Annotated in this window: 17 protein-coding genes; 4 read left to right on the top strand and 13 right to left on the bottom strand. The window is 65.8% G+C overall.

Features of this window, described 5'->3' with window-relative positions:
* Position 1: 1 nt before the first annotated feature.
* Positions 2-2494, bottom strand: coding sequence for a GcvT family protein (locus OVA06_RS01140; RefSeq protein WP_268160568.1), 2493 nt, complete (start codon positions 2492-2494; stop codon positions 2-4).
* Positions 2495-2548: 54 nt separating this feature from the next.
* The gene (gene purU / locus OVA06_RS01145; protein WP_268155706.1) at positions 2549-3469 is read right to left on the bottom strand and encodes a formyltetrahydrofolate deformylase; all 921 of its coding nucleotides are present in this window, start codon (positions 3467-3469) and stop codon (positions 2549-2551) included.
* 122 nt (positions 3470-3591) lie between these two features.
* On the opposite strand from purU, the gene OVA06_RS01150 reads away from it, so the two are divergent.
* Entirely contained in the window at positions 3592-4272 is a 681-nt protein-coding gene (locus OVA06_RS01150; protein WP_056080931.1) for a GntR family transcriptional regulator, read from the top strand.
* Positions 4273-4522: 250 nt separating this feature from the next.
* Complete coding sequence (locus tag OVA06_RS01155; RefSeq protein WP_268155708.1) at positions 4523-4798, top strand: hypothetical protein; 276 nt, start codon at positions 4523-4525, stop codon at positions 4796-4798.
* 137 nt (positions 4799-4935) lie between these two features.
* Here the strand turns inward: OVA06_RS01155 and OVA06_RS01160 are convergent, their stop codons facing one another.
* The 4 genes from OVA06_RS01160 to uraD form a co-directional block, all read right to left on the bottom strand.
* Positions 4936-6906 carry a BCCT family transporter gene (locus OVA06_RS01160; protein ID WP_268155710.1) on the bottom strand — a complete coding sequence of 657 codons (1971 nt, stop codon included), beginning with the start codon at positions 6904-6906 and terminating at the stop codon, positions 4936-4938.
* 497 nt (positions 6907-7403) lie between these two features.
* Positions 7404-8213, bottom strand: coding sequence for an IclR family transcriptional regulator (locus OVA06_RS01165; protein WP_268155711.1), 810 nt, complete (start codon positions 8211-8213; stop codon positions 7404-7406).
* 158 nt (positions 8214-8371) lie between these two features.
* On the bottom strand, positions 8372-8710 hold the full coding sequence (gene uraH / locus OVA06_RS01170; RefSeq protein ID WP_056080919.1) for a hydroxyisourate hydrolase: 339 nt from the start codon (positions 8708-8710) through the stop codon (positions 8372-8374).
* Complete coding sequence (uraD, locus tag OVA06_RS01175; protein ID WP_268155714.1) at positions 8707-9204, bottom strand: 2-oxo-4-hydroxy-4-carboxy-5-ureidoimidazoline decarboxylase; 498 nt, start codon at positions 9202-9204, stop codon at positions 8707-8709. The genes uraH and uraD overlap by 4 nt, the downstream gene beginning before the upstream one ends.
* 276 nt (positions 9205-9480) lie before the next feature.
* Here uraD and OVA06_RS01180 point away from each other — a divergent pair, with 276 nt between their 5' ends.
* The gene (locus OVA06_RS01180) at positions 9481-10707 is read left to right on the top strand and encodes a GAF domain-containing sensor histidine kinase (protein WP_056080916.1); all 1227 of its coding nucleotides are present in this window, start codon (positions 9481-9483) and stop codon (positions 10705-10707) included.
* 70 nt (positions 10708-10777) lie between these two features.
* On the opposite strand, the gene OVA06_RS01185 is transcribed toward OVA06_RS01180, so the two are convergent.
* From OVA06_RS01185 to OVA06_RS01200, 4 genes are read right to left on the bottom strand one after another with little or no spacing between them, the layout of a single operon-like run.
* Complete coding sequence (locus tag OVA06_RS01185) at positions 10778-11203, bottom strand: ATP-binding protein (RefSeq protein WP_056080913.1); 426 nt, start codon at positions 11201-11203, stop codon at positions 10778-10780.
* Positions 11196-11528 carry an STAS domain-containing protein gene (locus OVA06_RS01190; RefSeq protein WP_015938602.1) on the bottom strand — a complete coding sequence of 111 codons (333 nt, stop codon included), beginning with the start codon at positions 11526-11528 and terminating at the stop codon, positions 11196-11198. The genes OVA06_RS01185 and OVA06_RS01190 overlap by 8 nt, the downstream gene beginning before the upstream one ends.
* Positions 11518-13497 (bottom strand): glycosyltransferase family 2 protein, encoded by a 1980-nt coding sequence (locus tag OVA06_RS01195; protein WP_261621022.1) that lies wholly within the window; start codon positions 13495-13497, stop codon positions 11518-11520. The genes OVA06_RS01190 and OVA06_RS01195 overlap by 11 nt, the downstream gene beginning before the upstream one ends.
* On the bottom strand, positions 13494-14606 hold the full coding sequence (locus tag OVA06_RS01200) for a PP2C family protein-serine/threonine phosphatase (protein WP_268155719.1): 1113 nt from the start codon (positions 14604-14606) through the stop codon (positions 13494-13496). The genes OVA06_RS01195 and OVA06_RS01200 overlap by 4 nt, the downstream gene beginning before the upstream one ends.
* A gap of 269 nt (positions 14607-14875) precedes the next feature.
* Between OVA06_RS01200 and OVA06_RS01205 the strand changes: the two genes are divergently transcribed.
* Complete coding sequence (locus tag OVA06_RS01205; protein WP_235501520.1) at positions 14876-15253, top strand: hypothetical protein; 378 nt, start codon at positions 14876-14878, stop codon at positions 15251-15253.
* 211 nt (positions 15254-15464) lie between these two features.
* On the opposite strand, the gene OVA06_RS01210 is transcribed toward OVA06_RS01205, so the two are convergent.
* From OVA06_RS01210 to bcp, 3 genes are all read right to left on the bottom strand, one after another.
* Complete coding sequence (locus tag OVA06_RS01210; protein WP_268155723.1) at positions 15465-16130, bottom strand: DNA alkylation repair protein; 666 nt, start codon at positions 16128-16130, stop codon at positions 15465-15467.
* A 155-nt stretch (positions 16131-16285) separates the two neighbouring features.
* Positions 16286-16861: a GNAT family N-acetyltransferase gene (locus tag OVA06_RS01215; protein ID WP_268155725.1), complete on the bottom strand. Its 576-nt coding sequence runs from the start codon at positions 16859-16861 to the stop codon at positions 16286-16288.
* Between the two features lie 182 nt (positions 16862-17043).
* Complete coding sequence (gene bcp, locus OVA06_RS01220) at positions 17044-17523, bottom strand: thioredoxin-dependent thiol peroxidase (RefSeq protein WP_261621026.1); 480 nt, start codon at positions 17521-17523, stop codon at positions 17044-17046.
* Between the last annotated feature and the right edge of the window lie 9 nt (positions 17524-17532).

The raw sequence follows: 17532 nt of genomic DNA on the forward strand, positions 1-17532 counted from the left end.
GTCAGCCGCGCAGCCGGGACATCGTGGGATCGTACAGCGGATCCTGCGTCACGGTGGCAACGATGCGGCGGCCGAAGTACTCAATTTCCACCGAGTCGCCCACCGATACTTCGGCGGGAAGGTAGGCGTACGCAATGGGCTTGGCCACCGTGTACCCGTAAGCTGCGCTGGTGACGTAACCCACCGCCTGGTCCTTGTAGAACACCGGTTCCTTGCCCAGCACGATGCTGCGGCCGTCGTCGACCGTCAGGCAGCGCAGGCGACGCGCCGACGTTTCCTCCGTGCGTCCTTCCAGGGCGGCCTTGCCGACGAAGTTCTCCTTGGCCATCTTGACGGCGAAGCCCAGGCCCGCCTCGAACGGATCGTGTTCGGTGGTCATGTCGGTGCCCCAGGAGCGGTAGCCCTTCTCCAGGCGGAGCGAGCTGAAGGCGGCGCGGCCTGCGGCAATGATGCCGAAGGGCTGGCCGGCTTTCCACAGCGCATCCCAGAGGCGCTGGCCGTTGTCTGCGCTGGTGTACAGCTCCCAGCCGAGCTCACCGACGTAGGACAGCCGCATGGCGGTGACCGGGACACCGCCGATGACAACCTGCTTGGACCGGAAGTACTTCAGGCCGTCGTTGGTGAAGTCGTCGATGCTGACCGCGCCGACCACCTCACGGGCGAGCGGGCCCCAGAGTCCGATGCAGCAGGTGCCGCCGGTGGTGTCGCGCACCTGGACCCAGTCGCTGGCGGTGCCGCTTTCAGTCTGGTGCCGTGCGGCCCGGTCAAAGTAGGCGGTGTCGATATTGCCGTTGGCGCCGAGCTGGAACGTGTCCTCGCTCAGGCGGGCCACGGTGATGTCGCTTCGCACCCCGCCTTCGTGGTCCAGCAGGAGCGTGTAGGTGACGGCTCCCGGCTTCTTGTTGAGGTCCGCGGTAGTCAGTTCCTGCAGCAGCTTCAGGGCGCCCGGTCCGGAGACCTCAAGGCGCTTCAGCGGAGTCATGTCGTACATTGCGACGGCGGTACGGGTCTTCCATGCTTCGGCAGCCGCAATGGGCGAGCTGAACATGCCGGACCAGGCATCGCGTGCCGGTGGCTGCCAGTCTGCCGGCATCTCCTTGAGCAGTTCGGCGTTGGCCTCAAACCAGTAAGGGCGTTCCCAGCCGCCGCCTTCCAGGAAAAAGCCGCCCAACTGATTGTGCCGGGCGTGGAAGGGGCTGACGCGCAGGTTGCGCGGGGACAGCTTGGGCTGGAGCGGGTGCAGGACGTCGTAGATTTCCACGAAGTTCTGCTGCGAGGTCTCGCTGACGTACTCGGGGGTCAGCTGGACTTCCTCGAAGCGGTGGATGTCGCAGTCGCCCAGGTCAATGGAGGACTTCCCGGTGGTCAGCAACTCGGCCACGGCGCGGGCGATGCCGGCGGAATGGGTAACCCACACGGCTTCGGCAACGAAGAAGCCGTCCAGTTCCTTGGACTCGCCCACCAGGGAGCCGCCGTCAGGGGTAAAGGAGAAGATGCCGTTGAAGCCGTCCTCGATCTCGCTTTCGCGCAGGGCGGGCAGCAGCTGCTTGGTGGCTTCCCAAGCCGGGAGGAAGTCCTCCAGGGTGAAGTCGAGCCGGGAGGGCATGTTGTGCTCGCTGATCTCGTCCGGCTTGAAGCTGCCGAGTTCGTCCAGGTCCACGGGCATGGGCTTGTGGGCGTAGGAGCCGATGCCGTACCGGTCACCGTGCTCGCGATAGTAGAGGTCCTGGTCCTGGTGGCGGAGGATGGGGAGCCGGGCGCCGTTGGGCAGCTCGTTCTTGCCCTTCTGGGCCGGGACCGGTGTGGTCTTGACGTACTGGTGGGCCAGTGGCAGCAGCGGCACGGACATGCCGATCAGCTCGCCAATTTTGGCACCCCAGAATCCGCCGCAGGAGACCACGATGTCAGCCGGGATCACGCCGTCGTGCGTCTGCACACCGGTGACGCGGCGGCCCGACTGTTCAATCCCCGTGACGGTGGTGTTGCCCTGGTACTTCACGCCGGCGGCTTCGGTGCGCTTGATCAGCAGCTGCACGGCGCGGGCGGCGCTGGCGAGTCCGTCGCTGGGGACGTGGAGGCCGCCCAGGATGTCGTCCGCGTTGATCAGGGGGTAGAGCTCCTTGCATTCCGCCGGGGAGAGGATGGAACCCTCGATGCCCCATGCCTGGGCGTACCCGAGCTTGCGCTTGAGGTCGGCCAGACGGGTTTCGTTGGTGGCAACTTCGAGTCCGCCCACCTGGTTGAAGCAGCTGACGCCGTCCTCGGTCAGGGAGAGGAGCTTTTCCACCGTGTACTTGGCGAACAGCGCCATGGACTTGGACGGGTTGGTCTGGAAGACCAGGCCGGGGGCGTGCGACGTTGAGCCGCCCGGCATGTTGAGCGGGCCCTGGTCCAGGACGGTGATGTTGTTCCAACCCCTGGTGACCAGTTCATCCGCCAGGTTCGTGCCGACAATGCCAGCTCCGATGATGACAATGCGTGGCGTCGATTCCATGTGGTTCTCCTGCTGAAAAGTCATTGATGTGCTGTGGGCTGGGTGCGGCGCCGGCTAGCGGAACACCACGGTGCTGGTGTGGTCCAGCAGGACACGGTGCTGGCAGTGCCACCGCACGGCCCGGGACAGGGCGAGGGCTTCGGCGTCCTGGCCCACGGTGGAGAGGGAAGTGGGCCCGTAGCTGTGGTCAACCCGGATGACTTCCTGCTCGATGATCGGGCCCTCATCCAGGTCGGCGGTGACGTAGTGGGCCGTGGCCCCCACGAGCTTCACGCCGCGGTCGTAGGCCTGGTGGTAGGGGCGTGCCCCCTTGAAACCAGGAAGGAAGGAGTGGTGGATATTGATGGCGCGGCCTTCCAGGGCACGGCACAGATCGTTGGACAGGACCTGCATGTAGCGGGCCAGGACCACCAGGTCCACGTTGTATTCCTCCACCAGGTCCAGCAGGCGCTGTTCGGCGTCCGCCTTCGTATCCGCGGTGACGGGAATGTGGATGAACGGCAGGCCGGCGGCCTCGGCCATCGCGCGGTGGGTTTCGTGGTTGGACACCACCAGTACCAGGTCACCGCCCAGGGTGCCGCCGCGCCAGCGGAAGATGAGGTCGTTGAGGCAGTGCCCGAACTTGGACACCATCACCAGTACGCGCTGCTGGGTCTGGTCGGCAAAGCTGAACTTCATGCCGAACCGGTCTGCGATGGGACGGAACTCTTCTTCGAGCGTGGCCCGGGTGTAGGCCGGCGAACCGGAGAACGCGGTACGCAGGTGCAGCGTTTCGCGGAGGCTGTCATCGAACTGCTGGTGCTCGTCAATGTTGAAGCCGCGGTCGAACAGGAAGGTTGTCACGGCCTGGACAATGCCGGCGCGCTCGCCGCAGGACAGGGTCAGGACAAACTTCTGATCCGTCGGCTGCTCAACCGTTTCGGTAAGCGTGGTCCCGCCGAGGGCCGTCGATGAGGCTGTTTCCACCAGGGTCATGTCTCCTCCTTCTATAGATATATTCCTGTGTTGCGTACTGATATATTAGGTTGAAGATCAGCGTATACTGGTCGGTGGGTGAGGTCAATAGGTTTTTTCGGCTCAAGGGGAGAGGTGCTGCGATGGCAATTGAGACTTTGGCGCTCGCGGAGGATGCCGCCAGGAAATCGCTCGCGGACGTCGCCTACGAAAGCATCCGCGACAGGCTACTGATGCTGGACATAAAGCCCGGCGACCTGCTCAACGACGATGCGCTGTCCAAATCATTGGGAGTGGGCCGCACGCCTGTCCGCGAGGCCCTTAAGAGGCTGGAGCTGGACCGGCTGGTGGTGACCTACCCCCGGCGCGGCACTTTCGCCACCCGGGTGGACGTGACCGATCTTTCGTATATCTCCGAGATCCGCACCCAGTTGGAGCCCCTGGCCGCCTCACGCGCCGCGCGGGTTGCCTCGCCCGCTGTCCGGGCGAACCTCAAGGACATCCTCGCCGAGGTTGAGGCCTTTGATGTCAGCGCGGCCTCCGTGGTGGAAACCCTCCAGCTGGATTCCCGGGTCCACCACAGCATCTATGCGGCAGCTGCCAACCCGCACCTCGAAGACATCCTGATCCGCTACGACAACCTGGCAACGAGGATCTGGTGCATGGTGGTGGACCGCCTGCCGGACCTCTCGGCCCACGTGCACGAGCACCTGAACCTGCTGCGGGCGGTCATCGACGGCGATGAGGACAGCGCGGCCGATCTGGCGCGCGTGCACGTCAGCGGGTTTGAGCGCGCCGTCCGTGAGGCGCTCTTCAGCGCCTAATCGCCATCGTCGCCCTCGTCGTCGTCACGTTGTCCGCGAGGCCCTCTTCAGCGCCCGGCCCTCGCCGTCGCGCCGCCCCGCTGCCGCTCAGCCATGTGGCGCGGACGCGCATTTCCGACGAATGCCACCGCTATTCCGGAACGGTGTTGACGCCCCGTGTGACCCGGGTCATACTTTCATCAGTATTGATATATCAAAAAAATATCAATGCTGACCCCTGAGGGGCTGACCAGACTATCCGGAGGAAGAGATGAACCCCAGCGTGCACGCCGTCGCAGATGCCGGAAGCAGCACTGTCGAAGCAAAGCGGAACGGCCGCGGCAAGAGCGTGCCGGTGCAAGGAGTCCGGGCCGACTGGGCCCGCCTTCCAGGCCACACCGTGGAGGTGTGGTTGCTCGGGGAGCATGTGGCGACGGGAGTGGTGGACCAGGCCGCGGACGACGATTCGGTGCTGTGGCTCGCCGGCGCCGGCGCCGATACCCGCCGGCTTTTCGACAAGGGCACCGGCTACCAGATATGGGTTTAAGCCCGTACTGAAGCTGCCTTGGCCCAACCTGCCCGGCCCGGCCCCGGCCTGGTCCCGGCCTGGAAGGGTACGCGAACCAGCACAGGTCCGGCCCCGGTGGACATCCACCGGGGCCGGACTTTTATTGCGTGGGATGGCTAGTTCTTGCTGGCCTCAGTGCTCGAAGCAGTGCTGGAACCCGTGCCGGGGCAGGATTCCCCTTCCGCGCACTTCTCGCTGTGTTCGTGCCGTGTCACCAGATCGAACTGGACGCCGCCGTGCTGTTCGACGCCGGTGCGAATGGCGCGTTCGACGACGGAATCCGCCAGGCGGCGACGCAGCGACAGCGGGTCCCGCCGGAGGTCCTTGGCGAGGGCGAAGCACAGCAGCAGCATCACCACCACGAACGGCAGTGCCGCCACAATGGTGATCCTTTGCAGGCCGGACAACGCTTCGGAAGGTTCATCGCCGCCGGCCAGCAGCATCACCGCGGCCACGGCACCGGTGAGGGCGCCCCAGAAGATGACGAGCCCGCGCTTGGGATCCGAGGCTCCGTTGGAGCTAAGGGAGGACATGATCAGGGAGGCTGAATCCGCGCCCGTGATGAAGAAGATGGCTACGAGGACCATCGCCAGGACAATCACCGCGGCGGTCAGCCAGCCCGGCATCGGCAGGTTCTTCACCAGGTTGAACAGTGCCCCGTCAAAGTCGATGGAAGCCACACCGTCGGTGACGGTCATCAGGCCGGGCTGGCCGGCCTTGTCGGCCTCCTGCTGGATGTTGAACGCGGCACCGCCGAAGATGCCGAACCAGATCACGCTGACAACGCTGGGTACCAGCAGCACGCCGGTGACGAACTGGCGGATGGTGCGGCCGCGGCTGATGCGGGCGATGAACATGCCAACGAAGGGCGTCCAGGAGATCCACCAAGCCCAGTAGAAGATGGTCCAGCTGGACATCCAGGTGCGCAGGGCTTCATCCCCCACCGCCTCGGTGCGGGAGGACATTTCCGCGAGGTCACGGGCGTAGTCGCCGACGGCAGAGGGGATGAGGTTCAGGATGAACAGGCTGGGACCGGCCACAAAGACGATGACGGCCAGGACCACGGCCAGGACCATGTTGATGTTGGACAGCCACTGGATGCCGCGGCTGATGCCGGAGACTGCGGACGCCACGAAGCATGCCGTCAGAATGGCCACGATGGCCACCAGTGCCGGGGTTCCCACTTCGCCCACCCAGCCGTTGGAGGTGAGGCCGCTGCCGATCTGCAGGGCGCCGAGGCCCAGCGATGCTGCGGTTCCAAAGAGCGTGGCGAAGATGGCCAGGATGTTGATGAACTTGCCCACCGGTCCCTCAACCGTCCGGATGCCGAACAGTGACGTGAAGGCTGCGGAGATCAGTTGCTTGCGGCCCAGGCGGTAGGTCCCGTAGGCCATTGCAATGCCCACCACGGCGTACATGGCCCAGGGGTGCAGGGTCCAGTGGAAGATCGAGGTGGCCATGGCGGTCTGAATGGCGGCGGGTGTGCGGCCGTCAACCGTTCCGGGTGGCGGTGAGATGAAATGGTAGAGCGGTTCTGCGACGCCGTAGAACATCAGGCCGATGCCCATGCCGGCCGCGAACATCATGGCGATCCAGGACACGGTACGGAATTCGGGCTTTTCGCCGTCCTTGCCGAGGGGGATGTTGCCGAACTTCCCCATGGCCAACCACAGGACGAAGACGACAAACAGGGAGGCGAGAACCATGAAGAGCCAGCCCGTGTACTCCATGACCCAGTCAAGGGCGTCCTTGGAGGTCGCGGCCAGGCTGTCCTTGCCGAAGAAACCCCAGAGCACGAAGGCGACGGCGATGGCGCCCGTGATTCCGAAAGTTGCCTTGTCCAGGGTGAGCTTGCGGTTGCGGCGCTGGGACACCGCATGTTCGGTCTTGGTCTGGCGCAGTTCCTCCAGGATCTGGTCGTACTCTTCGGTGTCCGGGAGGGGTTCGGTGAGGGTGTCTTCCGCGGGAGGGGCTGCGGTGTCCGGTGTGCTGCCGCCCGGGGCGGCGGCTGCCTCAGCGGGGATGCTGTCCTGGTCGTCCTCGGGACGCCCGGGTTTAGGGGTGGTTAATTCACTATTGATAGCCATGAGCTGGATCCTTTGCTCGGCGGTCATGGACATGCGCAAGGCAGGGCCCGGCGCGTCCGCCGGATCGAAGCTTGGGGGACTTCGCCGGACTTGAAGGCCATGATGTCGCCGTAGATGGTGCGTAGCTGTTTTAAGGCAAGTGCTTGCCGGCAGTCTCTTCCCGGCGCCGGCAGGCGGGGTGCGTGGAGTTACCTCTGGTATGGGTCGCGGCGGCTGGAAGATTCCGACGGACCGGGATGGCGGACGGGTAAAGCACCTGGGGAGTGTTTCGCAAGGGTCAACAGTATTCGCGTTAGGCAACAGAGTGCGCTAGGCCACATTCAAAGTCAAGGTATTTCATCCGGCCGGGGCAACAAGACCCGGCCGCTTGACAGTGAGGAAAGCGAAATCTATTTGTTGCACAGTGCAGCGACGGTTGCGCAAGAGACAATTGGAAAGCACCGAAGGAGACATAAAAAGGCCCCGACCCATAGGGCCGGGGCCGTTCCTGATCGTGTTTAGCGCCTGGCGTACCCCATGTTGGCGCTGATCTGGAGGCCTGCCTCGCGGAGTGCCTCCACCAGGCCCGGGATCTTTTCCGGATCGAAGCGGAAGGCCGGGCCGGAAATGCTGATGGAGCCCACCACGTTGCCCTGGTGGTTGTGCACCGGCACCGCTATGGCGTTCAGGCCGATCTCGAACTCTTCGCGGACCACCGCGTAACCCTTGCTGCCGGCTTCCAGCAGCTGGCGGTCCAGTTCCTGCCTGTTGGTGATGGTGCGTGACGTGCGGGCCGGGAGGCCGGTCTCCTTCAGGATCCTGTCGCGCTCGTCCGTGGCCAGCGCGGCCAAGAGGATCTTTCCGCTGGACGTGGCGTGCAGCGGGGTCAGGCTGCCCACCCAGTCGTAGGTGGCCAGCGTGGACGGCCCCATGGCCTGGTCCACGTTGACCGCGTAGTTGGAGCGCAGTACGGCGAGGTTGACCGTCTCCTTGAACTCGGCCGCGAGGCCCTCCAGGACCGGCCGTGCCTCGTGGACCAGGCTGAGCCGGCCGGGGATGACGCTCGCAAGGCGGAGGATGCCGAACCCCAGCTGGTATTTTCCGCGGTCGTTGTTCTGCTGCACCATGTCCCGGCTGACCAGGGAACCCATCAACCGGGACACCGTGGACTTGTGGATGCCCATTTCTTCGGCAATTTCACTGACTCCGGCCTGGCCTTCACGCGCCAGGATCTCCAGGACCGCGAGGGCGCGCTCTACGGACTGCACCCCGCCGGACGGGCCGCTTTCGGCGTCCGCGTCGGGCTCGGGGTGGTTGTTCGAAGCCATCAGGCGCTCCCACGTCGTCGCTGCCGCTTGCGTGCCGGCGGGCCGCAAGCGCTGGTCGGTTACTCCATTCGATCCTATGCCGGGATTTGTGACCGGCACGACACGGAGCCCGGCAGCCCGGCCTGCCGCGGTGTGCCGGGGGTGCGGTGGGCCGGGTGCTAGCTGCCCCGGTATGTGGAGTAGGCGAACGGGCTCAGCAGCAGCGGGACGTGGTAGTGCTCAGGGCCTGTCACCTCGAAAACCAGGTCCACTTCGGGGAAGAAAGTGGCGGTCTGCAGGCCGGCGTAATACGTACCGGTGGCGAAGTTCAGTTTGTAGTGGCCCGGTTCCAGCTGCTCGGGGCCAAGGTCCTTTGCGCGGCCGTCCGCGTCAGTAGTGGAGGCGGCGAGCTCCCGCCAGGTGCCGGCGTCGTTCCTTGAAAGGACGACGGCGACACCCGCCGCCGGGCGCCCGGCGCCGGTGTCGAGGATGTGGGTGGTTACGTGGGAGACGGTCATTCGGTGATCAGTCCTTCGAGCCGGAGTACGGCGATTTCGCGCAGCTGCTGGGCCACGATGGTGTCTTCCTCTGCGGGGGTGTTGGCGAGCCGGCTGTTGAGTGCCTGCAGGATTTCCGGCGCGGTGCGGCCCGCGGCGCGGATAAGGAACACCCGGCCAAACTTTTCCTCGTATTCCCGGTTCCCGTGGGCCAGCGCCTCCGCTGCCGCTGCGTCCGCGGGATCCACCCCGGCCTGCTCGGAACGGGACATGGACGCCTCGGCTGTGCCCGCCGTCGGCCGTTCCCCGATCCTGGGGTGGTGGGCCATGGCGGACTCCACCTCGGCGGGGGTGAAGGGGTTGGCGGCCGCGGACGCGAACGCCAGGAGGGCTTCCCTGGTGAGGAAGGGGCGGGCTGCCGTGACGGCATCCACCCAGCGGGTGACATCGATGCAGGGCTTAAGGGTGTCTGCGGCGGAGGAGGGGTCCGCGCTGTTGAATTCGGCAAGCTTCATGCTGGCTGGTTCCTCGGTAGCGATGCTGGCATCCATGGTGACGGCTATGCGGAGGCCGGATTGCCCGGCGCCTCCGTGACGGACTCGCCAAGGCAAGCCAACGAAGGTTCCGCATCATGGAACTGTTATTTCAGCATACGTAATATTCAAGGGTACAGAGGGTGTGGTGTCAAGAGACTACAACACCACCGCGGCCTACCCGGTATCATCACGGAAAGGCCTTTCAAAGGCCTGGTGACACAGACTGGGGAGTCAACAGAACATGGACGGGACGCTATGCAGACGCTGACCGATCAGGACGCCGGACGCGATCTTGGCCTGCAGGAATACGGATTACTGCCGGCCCACGAGGGTACTATCCCCATACTTCTTGACCGTCAGGCGCAGGGCGCCCTCGACAACCTGGTACGCGTGGCGGCATCGCTGTGCGGGGTGCCCTACAGCGTGGTCAACATCATCACCTCGGACCAGCAGCTGCAGATTGCGGCGTCCGGGACCGCGGCAGGCATCTGCTCGCGCGAGGATTCCATGTGCGCCTCCGTGTTCCTGGACCCCGGAACCACGGTGGTGCGGGACGCCTCCCTGGATCCCCGGTTCGCCGCCAACCCGTTCGTCACGGGGGAAATCGCGGAGGTACGCTTCTACGCCTCCGTCCCGTTGCGGACCTCCAGCGGCCTGGTCCTGGGTTCGCTGTGCGTCTTCTCCGACCAGGCCGAACTCCCCACCCCGGAACAGATAGACCTGGTGGAGGTGCTGGCCCTGCAGGTGGTGGAACTCCTCGAGCTCCAGCACCGGACGCTCCAGCTTGACCATGCACTGGTGGAGCTGCGCCGCAGCAACGCCATGCTGTCCGAGTTCGCCGGCCGCGTGAGCCATGACCTGCGTGCTCCGCTGACCACGATCCTGGGCTATGTTGAGCTGGCTGAGGACGATCCCGCTATGGCGCCGGACCACCCGGCAGCCGAGTACTTAGGGCTGATTGGAAGCGGCGGCCGGCGCATGCTGGGAACCCTCGAAGACGTGCTCAACTACGCCCGCGCGGATGGGGAGCTGCACCTGGAACGGGTGTCCCTGCTGGCCGTCACGGCAGAAGCTGCCCAGGACCTCGGGGTGGACCTGGGGCTCGGCAGCGGTTTCCTGTGCGAGGACGCCGAACTCACCGCGGACCGCCAGCAGCTGCGTACCCTGATCCAGAACCTGCTGGCCAACTCACTTAACTACCGTGAACCCGCCCGTGGGCTGGAGGTGGCCATCACCGCCACCACCTGCCCCCGCGGTGTCACCATCCATGTGGCGGACAACGGCAAGGGCATCAAACCAGAAGACCGTGAAAGGGCGGTGGAACCGCTGGTCCGGCTCCACCGGCCCGGAGACGGCGCGGGATCGGGGCTGGGCCTGGCCACCTGCCAGCGGATTGCCCAGTCACACGGTGGCGAACTGAGCATCAGTGAAACCCCGGGCGGCGGAGCAACCGTCTCAGTGCTGTTTCCCGCGAAGCAGTAGCGTGCGGTCTTAGTGCCGGTGGTTGGGCTTGCCGAAACCGGGTTTCGACAAGCCCAACCCCAGGCAGCAGTCAGTCCTGGGAAGACGTGCGGGACAGGACCCAGGTGCTGGTGCCGTCCTGCCGTTCGAACGTCACGGTGGTCACCAGGGCCTGGATCAGGGCAAGCCCGCGGCCTGACTCGGCATCCTCGCCGGGTGTAGCCGGTTCCATGGGACCGAAGGGCGGCTTGGCGTTGTAGGCGCTCACCCGGGCCTGGAGAAGCAGCGGCTCCACAGTGATGTCCACGCCCAGTTCCACGGGATCCGCGGCCGCCGGTTCGGCGTGCTGGACGATGTTGGACGCTGACTCGATGACCGCCGTGGTGAACGTCATCTGGTCCATGTCATTCACGAACGGTACGTCCAGCCACAGGCTGTCCATGTCGTTGTGGACGTCGTTGATCGCGTCTTCGGTGGCGAGCCCGCGGAAGCTGCGTGAGGCGAGGACGTCAGTCATTGCTGAACGCCTCTTCGACCGACGGGTAGGCCGTGAGGACTTTGTCCATGCTGGTGAGCTGCAGCACCATCTTCACCTGCGGCTGGACCGCAGCGATCCGCAGGTCCCCGCCGGCCTGCCGCGCAGCCTTGAGGCAGCCAATGAGGGCGCCCAGTCCGGACGAGTCCATGAAGGCGGTGTTCTCCAGGTTGACCACGATCCGGTTCGACCCGCCGGCGATAACGTCCGTGACGAACTCGCGGAGCTTGGGCGCGGACACCATGTTCAGCCGCCCGTCCGCCTTGACCTCGGCATATGAGTCCTTGACCTCATAGCTAAACTCCATCGGGATTCCTCTCGGATTGTGTTGGTTCTGCGGATTCTGCGGGCGGTTCAAAGCCCTTGTAGAGCACTGCGCGGACCAGGATGGACATGACCACCAGGTCGAAGATCACCCAGGCCACGTTCACCAGGGTGCCCAGCGGTTCTGCCAGGCCGGTGGCCAGGCGGACAATTCCGACGACGGCGGCCACGGCGAGCAGGATGGACACCACGATCTGGGGCTGGATCAGGCTCCAGCTGGGTCCGCCGCTTTGGCGCGCCTTGGGCGTCACCGCGAACCCCAGGGGACGGCCGAACCAGACGTTGCGCGCCGCCGTCGTACACGCCTTGATCCACGTGGGGAACAGGGCGAGGCTGTACTGCTGGCCGCGCCAGGTGGGAATGCCGCGGCCGGCCACCGCGAACAGCAGCTGGTTGACCACCATGAACGGGATGAACCGGATGAAGAAGTCCCAGCTGAGGCTGGTGACGGGCAGGATGCCCAGCAGCAGGTAGATGATGGGGGCGGCGAAGTAGATGACCGCGGCGAAGCCGCTCAGGTAGGTCCACATGGTGGCGAAGTACATCAGCCGCTGGCCGATCTTCAGGCCCTTCTGCACCAGCGGGTTCTCCCGGAGCAGCACCTGGATGGTGCCCTGGGCCCAGCGGAGCCGCTGGGTGAGCATGGTCTTCAGGTCCTCCGGCGCCAGTCCGTAGGCCAGGATCTCGTGGTGGTAGACGCTCTGCCAGCCCATGGCGTGCATGCGCATGGCGGTGGCCATGTCCTCGGTGACCGAGATGGTGGCCAACGGCATGATCGGCTGGGCTTCGTCGTTGCGTTCCACCGAGAGCGCGTCCAGGACGGCCTGGACGGATTCGAGGGCGCCCAGCGGGGACCAGTCACGGGCGGACATGCGCTGCACGGCGTCGTCAGCCACCACCGGAACGCCGGCCTCGCCAACATGGGCGAGTTCCATGGCCGCGATTTCCTCCAGGTCCGACTGCAAGGCCTCGACGTCGGCCTGCACCAGGGTCTGCACGGCGGTGTCGACGCGGCGGCGCACCCGGTAGGTGATCTCGCTGAGCGCCATGCCGGAGTCCAGTTCCTGCTGCGCTTCAACGGTGGCGGCTTCCACCTCGTCCAGCACCTGCGCCACCAGCGGCGAGTCCATGTCGGTGGACTTGCGGGCCTGCCGGATGGCCTGCCGGGAGGCGGCCAACGCGCGGCGGATGCTCTTCTCGGTTTCCTTCACGTAGCCCACCAGGCCCAGCTGCATGAGCGCTTCGCGGCGCAGGATGGCGTTGGAGCCGCAGAAGAAGGCAGCGTTCCAGCCGTCCTTGCCCTGCTGGATGGGGCCGTAGAACAGCGGCGCCTGGCTGCCCAGGGGGTCATCGGCCGGGACGTTGCTGAAGTACTGAGGGGTCTGGACCAGCGCCACCTTGCGGTTGTTGAAGTACCCCAGCGTCTTTTCCAGGATGTCCGGCTCGGGGATCTGGTCCGCGTCGAGGATCAGCAGGAACTCGCCGTCGGTTTGCATCAGCGCATTGTTCAGGTTCCCGGCCTTGGCGTGGCGCGGCAGGTCCTTGGTCCAGTCCTCGCTGCGCGTCACGTAACCCAGCCCGTGCTGTTCGGCGAGTGCCTTCATCTCGGGGCGGGCGCCGTCGTCCAGGATCCAGGTGCTGTGTGGATGCCGGATCCGCTGGGCCGCCAGCGCCGTGGTGAGCACCATGTCCAGGTCCTCGTTGTACGTGGTGATGAAGACGTCCACCGTGGCATCGGCCGGCGGCTCCGGGGCCCCCTTGCGGATCTTCAGGTTCCACACCGTCATGCCGAACAGCATCACGTCGATGAGGCTGTAGGTTTCGGCGATGACCAGCGGCAGGGCGATCCACCAGGCTTCCCAGTTCAGGGAGGCCATCCACCGCCAGGCGATGTAGTTCACGCCGGTGATAACGGTCAGCACCACCACCAGGCGGGTCCAGAACCGGGTCATGCCGCCACCTCCTGCGGGAGCCTGCGGACCACAACCACTGTCACATCGTCCTCAGCGGTCTCGGCCGGGGCGAGGGACAGGATGGCGCTGCTGGCCGCCTGGGCGGAATCCTCGGCCTGGGTGGCCCGCCGGACAGCTTCCGTGAAGTCCTCCACGGATTCGAAGACATCCAGTACGCCGTCGCTGACCACCACCAGGCAGTCGCCGGGCGCCAGGTCGAGGCCGGACTGCGGCCACTCGGACCCGGACCAGGCCCCCACCGGCGGCCCTCCCGAAGGAAGGCGGTGGGCTGCCCCGCCCGACTCAACGTGCAAAGCAAGCCCGTGGCCGGCGTCGACATAGCTGACCTTGCCCGACGCCGCATCCAGCCGGGCGTGGAAGAGGGTGACAAAGGAGTTGGACGAATCAAGGTCCGTGGCGATGGCCTTGCTGGCGGAGGCGAACGCACCGTCCAGGTCCTGCCGGCGGCCGGTGGAGCGCATGACGGCGCGGACGGTGGCGGCGATCAGTGCTGCACCCATGCCCTTGCCCATGGCATCGGCAAAGGTCAAATGCAGGCCTTCCGGTGTCTGGTACCAGTCGTAGAAGTCCCCGCCCACGCTGCGTGAGGGGCGGAAGACCCCGGCGACGTCGTACCCCTCAACACGGATGTCCTCCTTGGGCAGGAGGCTCTGCTGGACTTCGGTGGCACGCTGGAGTTCGCTTCGCGACGCCGTGTCAGCGGCGGGGGAGGGCCGGCGGCGGAACAGCGCGTTGATCCGCGACTGCAGTTCACGCGGACTGAACGGTTTGCTGATGTATTCGTCGGCGCCGTTGTCCAGGCCAGTCAGCTTGTCCAGTTCGTCTGCGCGGGCGGTCAGCATGACGATGAACGCATCGGAAAATTCGCGGAGGAGTTTGCAGACTTCCAGGCCGTCCAGGTCCGGGAGGTTCAGGTCAAGAGTGACCAGGTCCGGCTGGCTGCGCCGGACTTCCTCAACGCCGGTCAGGCCCGCGCCGGCCTCCGTGACTTCGAAGCCCTGCTTGGTCAGCACGCGGACCAGGAGCCCGCGGATGTCCGGGTCATCCTCGATGACAACGGCACGACGAACTTCAGGGGGAGAGACCATAGCTCTACTTCTACCGTATTAAGGCGGACGGGGCATGTCTCAGCGCTTCACAGTTTCAAGCGAATCCGCTGTTCAGCGGCGAAAATCTGCCGTGGCAACGGCGCCCGGAGCCGTCGTCGTGGCTTCTTGCGCAAATCTTGGGACCGGCTTGCCCGGACGTTGAGCATCGGCCGGGACACTCGGAGCAAGGCTGCAGATTCCGGGCAGCAGGGGACACGACGGCGGTCCCCGCCGGGAGTTGCTTGGCTGGCGGATCGCGGGGGGAAGCCATGGAACAGACGGAGAATACGAACCGGGGTGCGCCCGCCCAGGGTGCAGCTGGGACGCAAACCGGAGCTCGTCCGGGTGTCGGCCTGGACCTGATCGTCCGGGAAGTCCTGGAGGTGGGCGCGGCCAAGGCCCGTGCCCTGTGGTGCCTCCATGTCCATGCCCGCAAAGTCCGTGCCGCTGCCCGCGAACTCGCGGATGCCCTGGCCGAGTCCAGGGACGTCTGGAACTGGCCGGGCGACCGGCTGCCCGTGGGGGACGAGATGTCGCAGCACGTGGAGAAGCTGACGCACCGGTTGAGGGTGGAGACGGACGCGCACCTCCGGCTGGAAGGGCTTTTTAAGACTGTGGGCCGGGGGCGTTCCGTCCAGGCGGTTTAGCTGCCACACTGAGGAGCAATCGATTGGCTGGGGGAAACAGTCAGGAGATTGCGGTGGGTTGGATGGCAGGTTGGGCTTACCTTTTGGCAGGACTTATGACCATGGACGCGCTTCTGCTGGCGCTGTGGGCCATGGAAGTGGACTGGGGCAAGTACTGGCGAAGGAAGTAACCGCCACACCCACCACCAGCTACCCGCCACCAGCGTCCCACCTATGCGCTGCGGCGGCTCACGATCTCGTTGATCCATGCCGGCGCGAACGGTGACGTGCAGTTGGGCGGGGTGGGGTAGTCCTTGAGGACCTCCAGGCGCTCGCCAATGCCGATGGCCCTGGCCCGCTGGTCCGGATGCTCGATCCCGATCTGCGCCAGGGTATGGTTCATGGCCCACTGCAGGCGGTCCGGGGCGGCCTTCATCTCCGCTTCGATGGTGTCCAGCAGGCCCGGCAGGTCCAGCCCTTCCGGCTTTTTGGCCACCCGCTCCGTGGTGAGGGCCCAGCCGGCACTGGCCACCACCGGGTCAGGGTCTGCCGTCCAGGCCACGCGGAGTGTTTCGGCGTGCGGGCTCTTCTTGACTACGTAGTTGACCAGCCAGTCGTGGACTTTCGGTGCCCGGGATTCGCGCAGCATGGCGTCCAGTTCCTCACGGCTGAAGTCCTTGGGCCGGCAGATCAGCAGCGCCAGGAGCCGCGCGGCGGTATCCGCGGTGGCCCACAGCTGCCGGGCCAGGTCCTGCTGGGTTTTCAGCCGCTTGGCTACGGCCCGGAGCTTGGCCAGGTTGACGCCGTGATCGTCCCCGCGCTTTTCATTGGCTTCGCGAAACTTGGGATCTTCGAGCCGCGCCAGTTCGGCCAGAACTTCATCCACTGCCTGGGACATTCCCTACCTCCGCCTGCGTTGCCGTGAAGTATCAGCTTACGGCCGGGCTCCGTCAGTCACTGCCCGGGCTTTTACCTCCGGGGCCTCCTGACCGAGCTGCCACTGCCCGGCCTGTCAGTACGGGGCTCACCACCGGCCTGCCACCGCCGCGCCGGCTACTGTTCCAGGTCCAGCCGCATCAGCACCCGCGGGAAGCCGTTTAGTACCGACTCCGTGTCCGCGGCCTTCGTGAAACCGGCGTCCTCGAAGAGCTTCCGAGTGCCCACGTAGGCCATGGTGAGGTCCAGTTTCTGCCCGGCGTTGTCCACCGGATACCCTTCGACAGCGGGTGCTCCGTAGGTCCGCGCCAGATCCACGGCACCTGCCAGCAGCGCGTGCGAGATTCCTTTGCCGCGGTGCCCGGGCCGGACCCGGATGCACCAGATGGACCACACGTCCCGGCCGTCCACGTGGGGGATCCGACGGTTGGTCGCGAAACCCGTGTCCGCGCGGGGGTGGACCGCTGCCCACCCCACCGGCTCGCCGCCGTCGTACGCCAAAATTCCCGGCGGAGGATCCTCCGCCACGAGCTTCTTCACGAACGCCCCGCGTTCCGTTCCGTGGAGCTGCTGGTTCTGCTTGGACGGGAGGCGGTAGCTCAGGCACCAGCACACGTTCGCGTCGGGCCGCTTGGGGCCCACGAGGGCTTGGACGTCCGCGAAATCGGTGGCCGGACGGATTTCGATCGCCATGCCGCCATCCTGTCACCGGCCGGCGGGTGCGGCAACGATTCCGCGGCCGCTTCCGTGACCGGGCAATCGCACCGTCGCCTGCAAACGAAGAATGCCCCCGCACCTTCGGCGCGGAGGCATTCTTTCGTCATCAGGTTATTGAAGCAGCGTCTGCCGTAGACGCGGCACCCCGTCAGCGCAGGCTAGAGTCCGAGGGCTTCCTTCAGCCGGGCCACGTGGCCGTCGGCCTTCACCTGGTACTGCGCCAGGACCACCTTGCCCTCGGTGTCCACCACAACGGTGGAGCGGACGATGCCCTCGACAATCTCGCCGTTAACCAGCTTCTCGCCCCAGGCGCCGTAGGCGAGGGCCACGGCGTGGTCCTGGTCGGAGAGCAGCGGGAACGTCAGGGAGAAGTCGCCGCTGAAGCCGGCGAGGGCTTCCTGGGCGTCGGGGGAGATGCCTACGACCTCGTACCCCTGGCCCTGCAGTGCGCCCAGGCTGTCGCGGAAGTCGCAGGCCTCGGTGGTGCAGCCGGGGGTTGCGGCCTTGGGGTAGAAGTACACGATGACATTTTTGCCACGGTAATCGGCCAGGGAGATTTCCCGGCCCTGGGCATCCCGCAGGGTGAAGTCGGGAGCCGGGGTTCCGGGCTGAAGCTTGGTGGTCAAGGTCTGGCTCATGGCGTTCCT

The organism is Pseudarthrobacter sp. SL88 (assembly GCF_026672455.1).
In the GTDB taxonomy this organism is placed as follows: domain Bacteria; phylum Actinomycetota; class Actinomycetes; order Actinomycetales; family Micrococcaceae; genus Arthrobacter.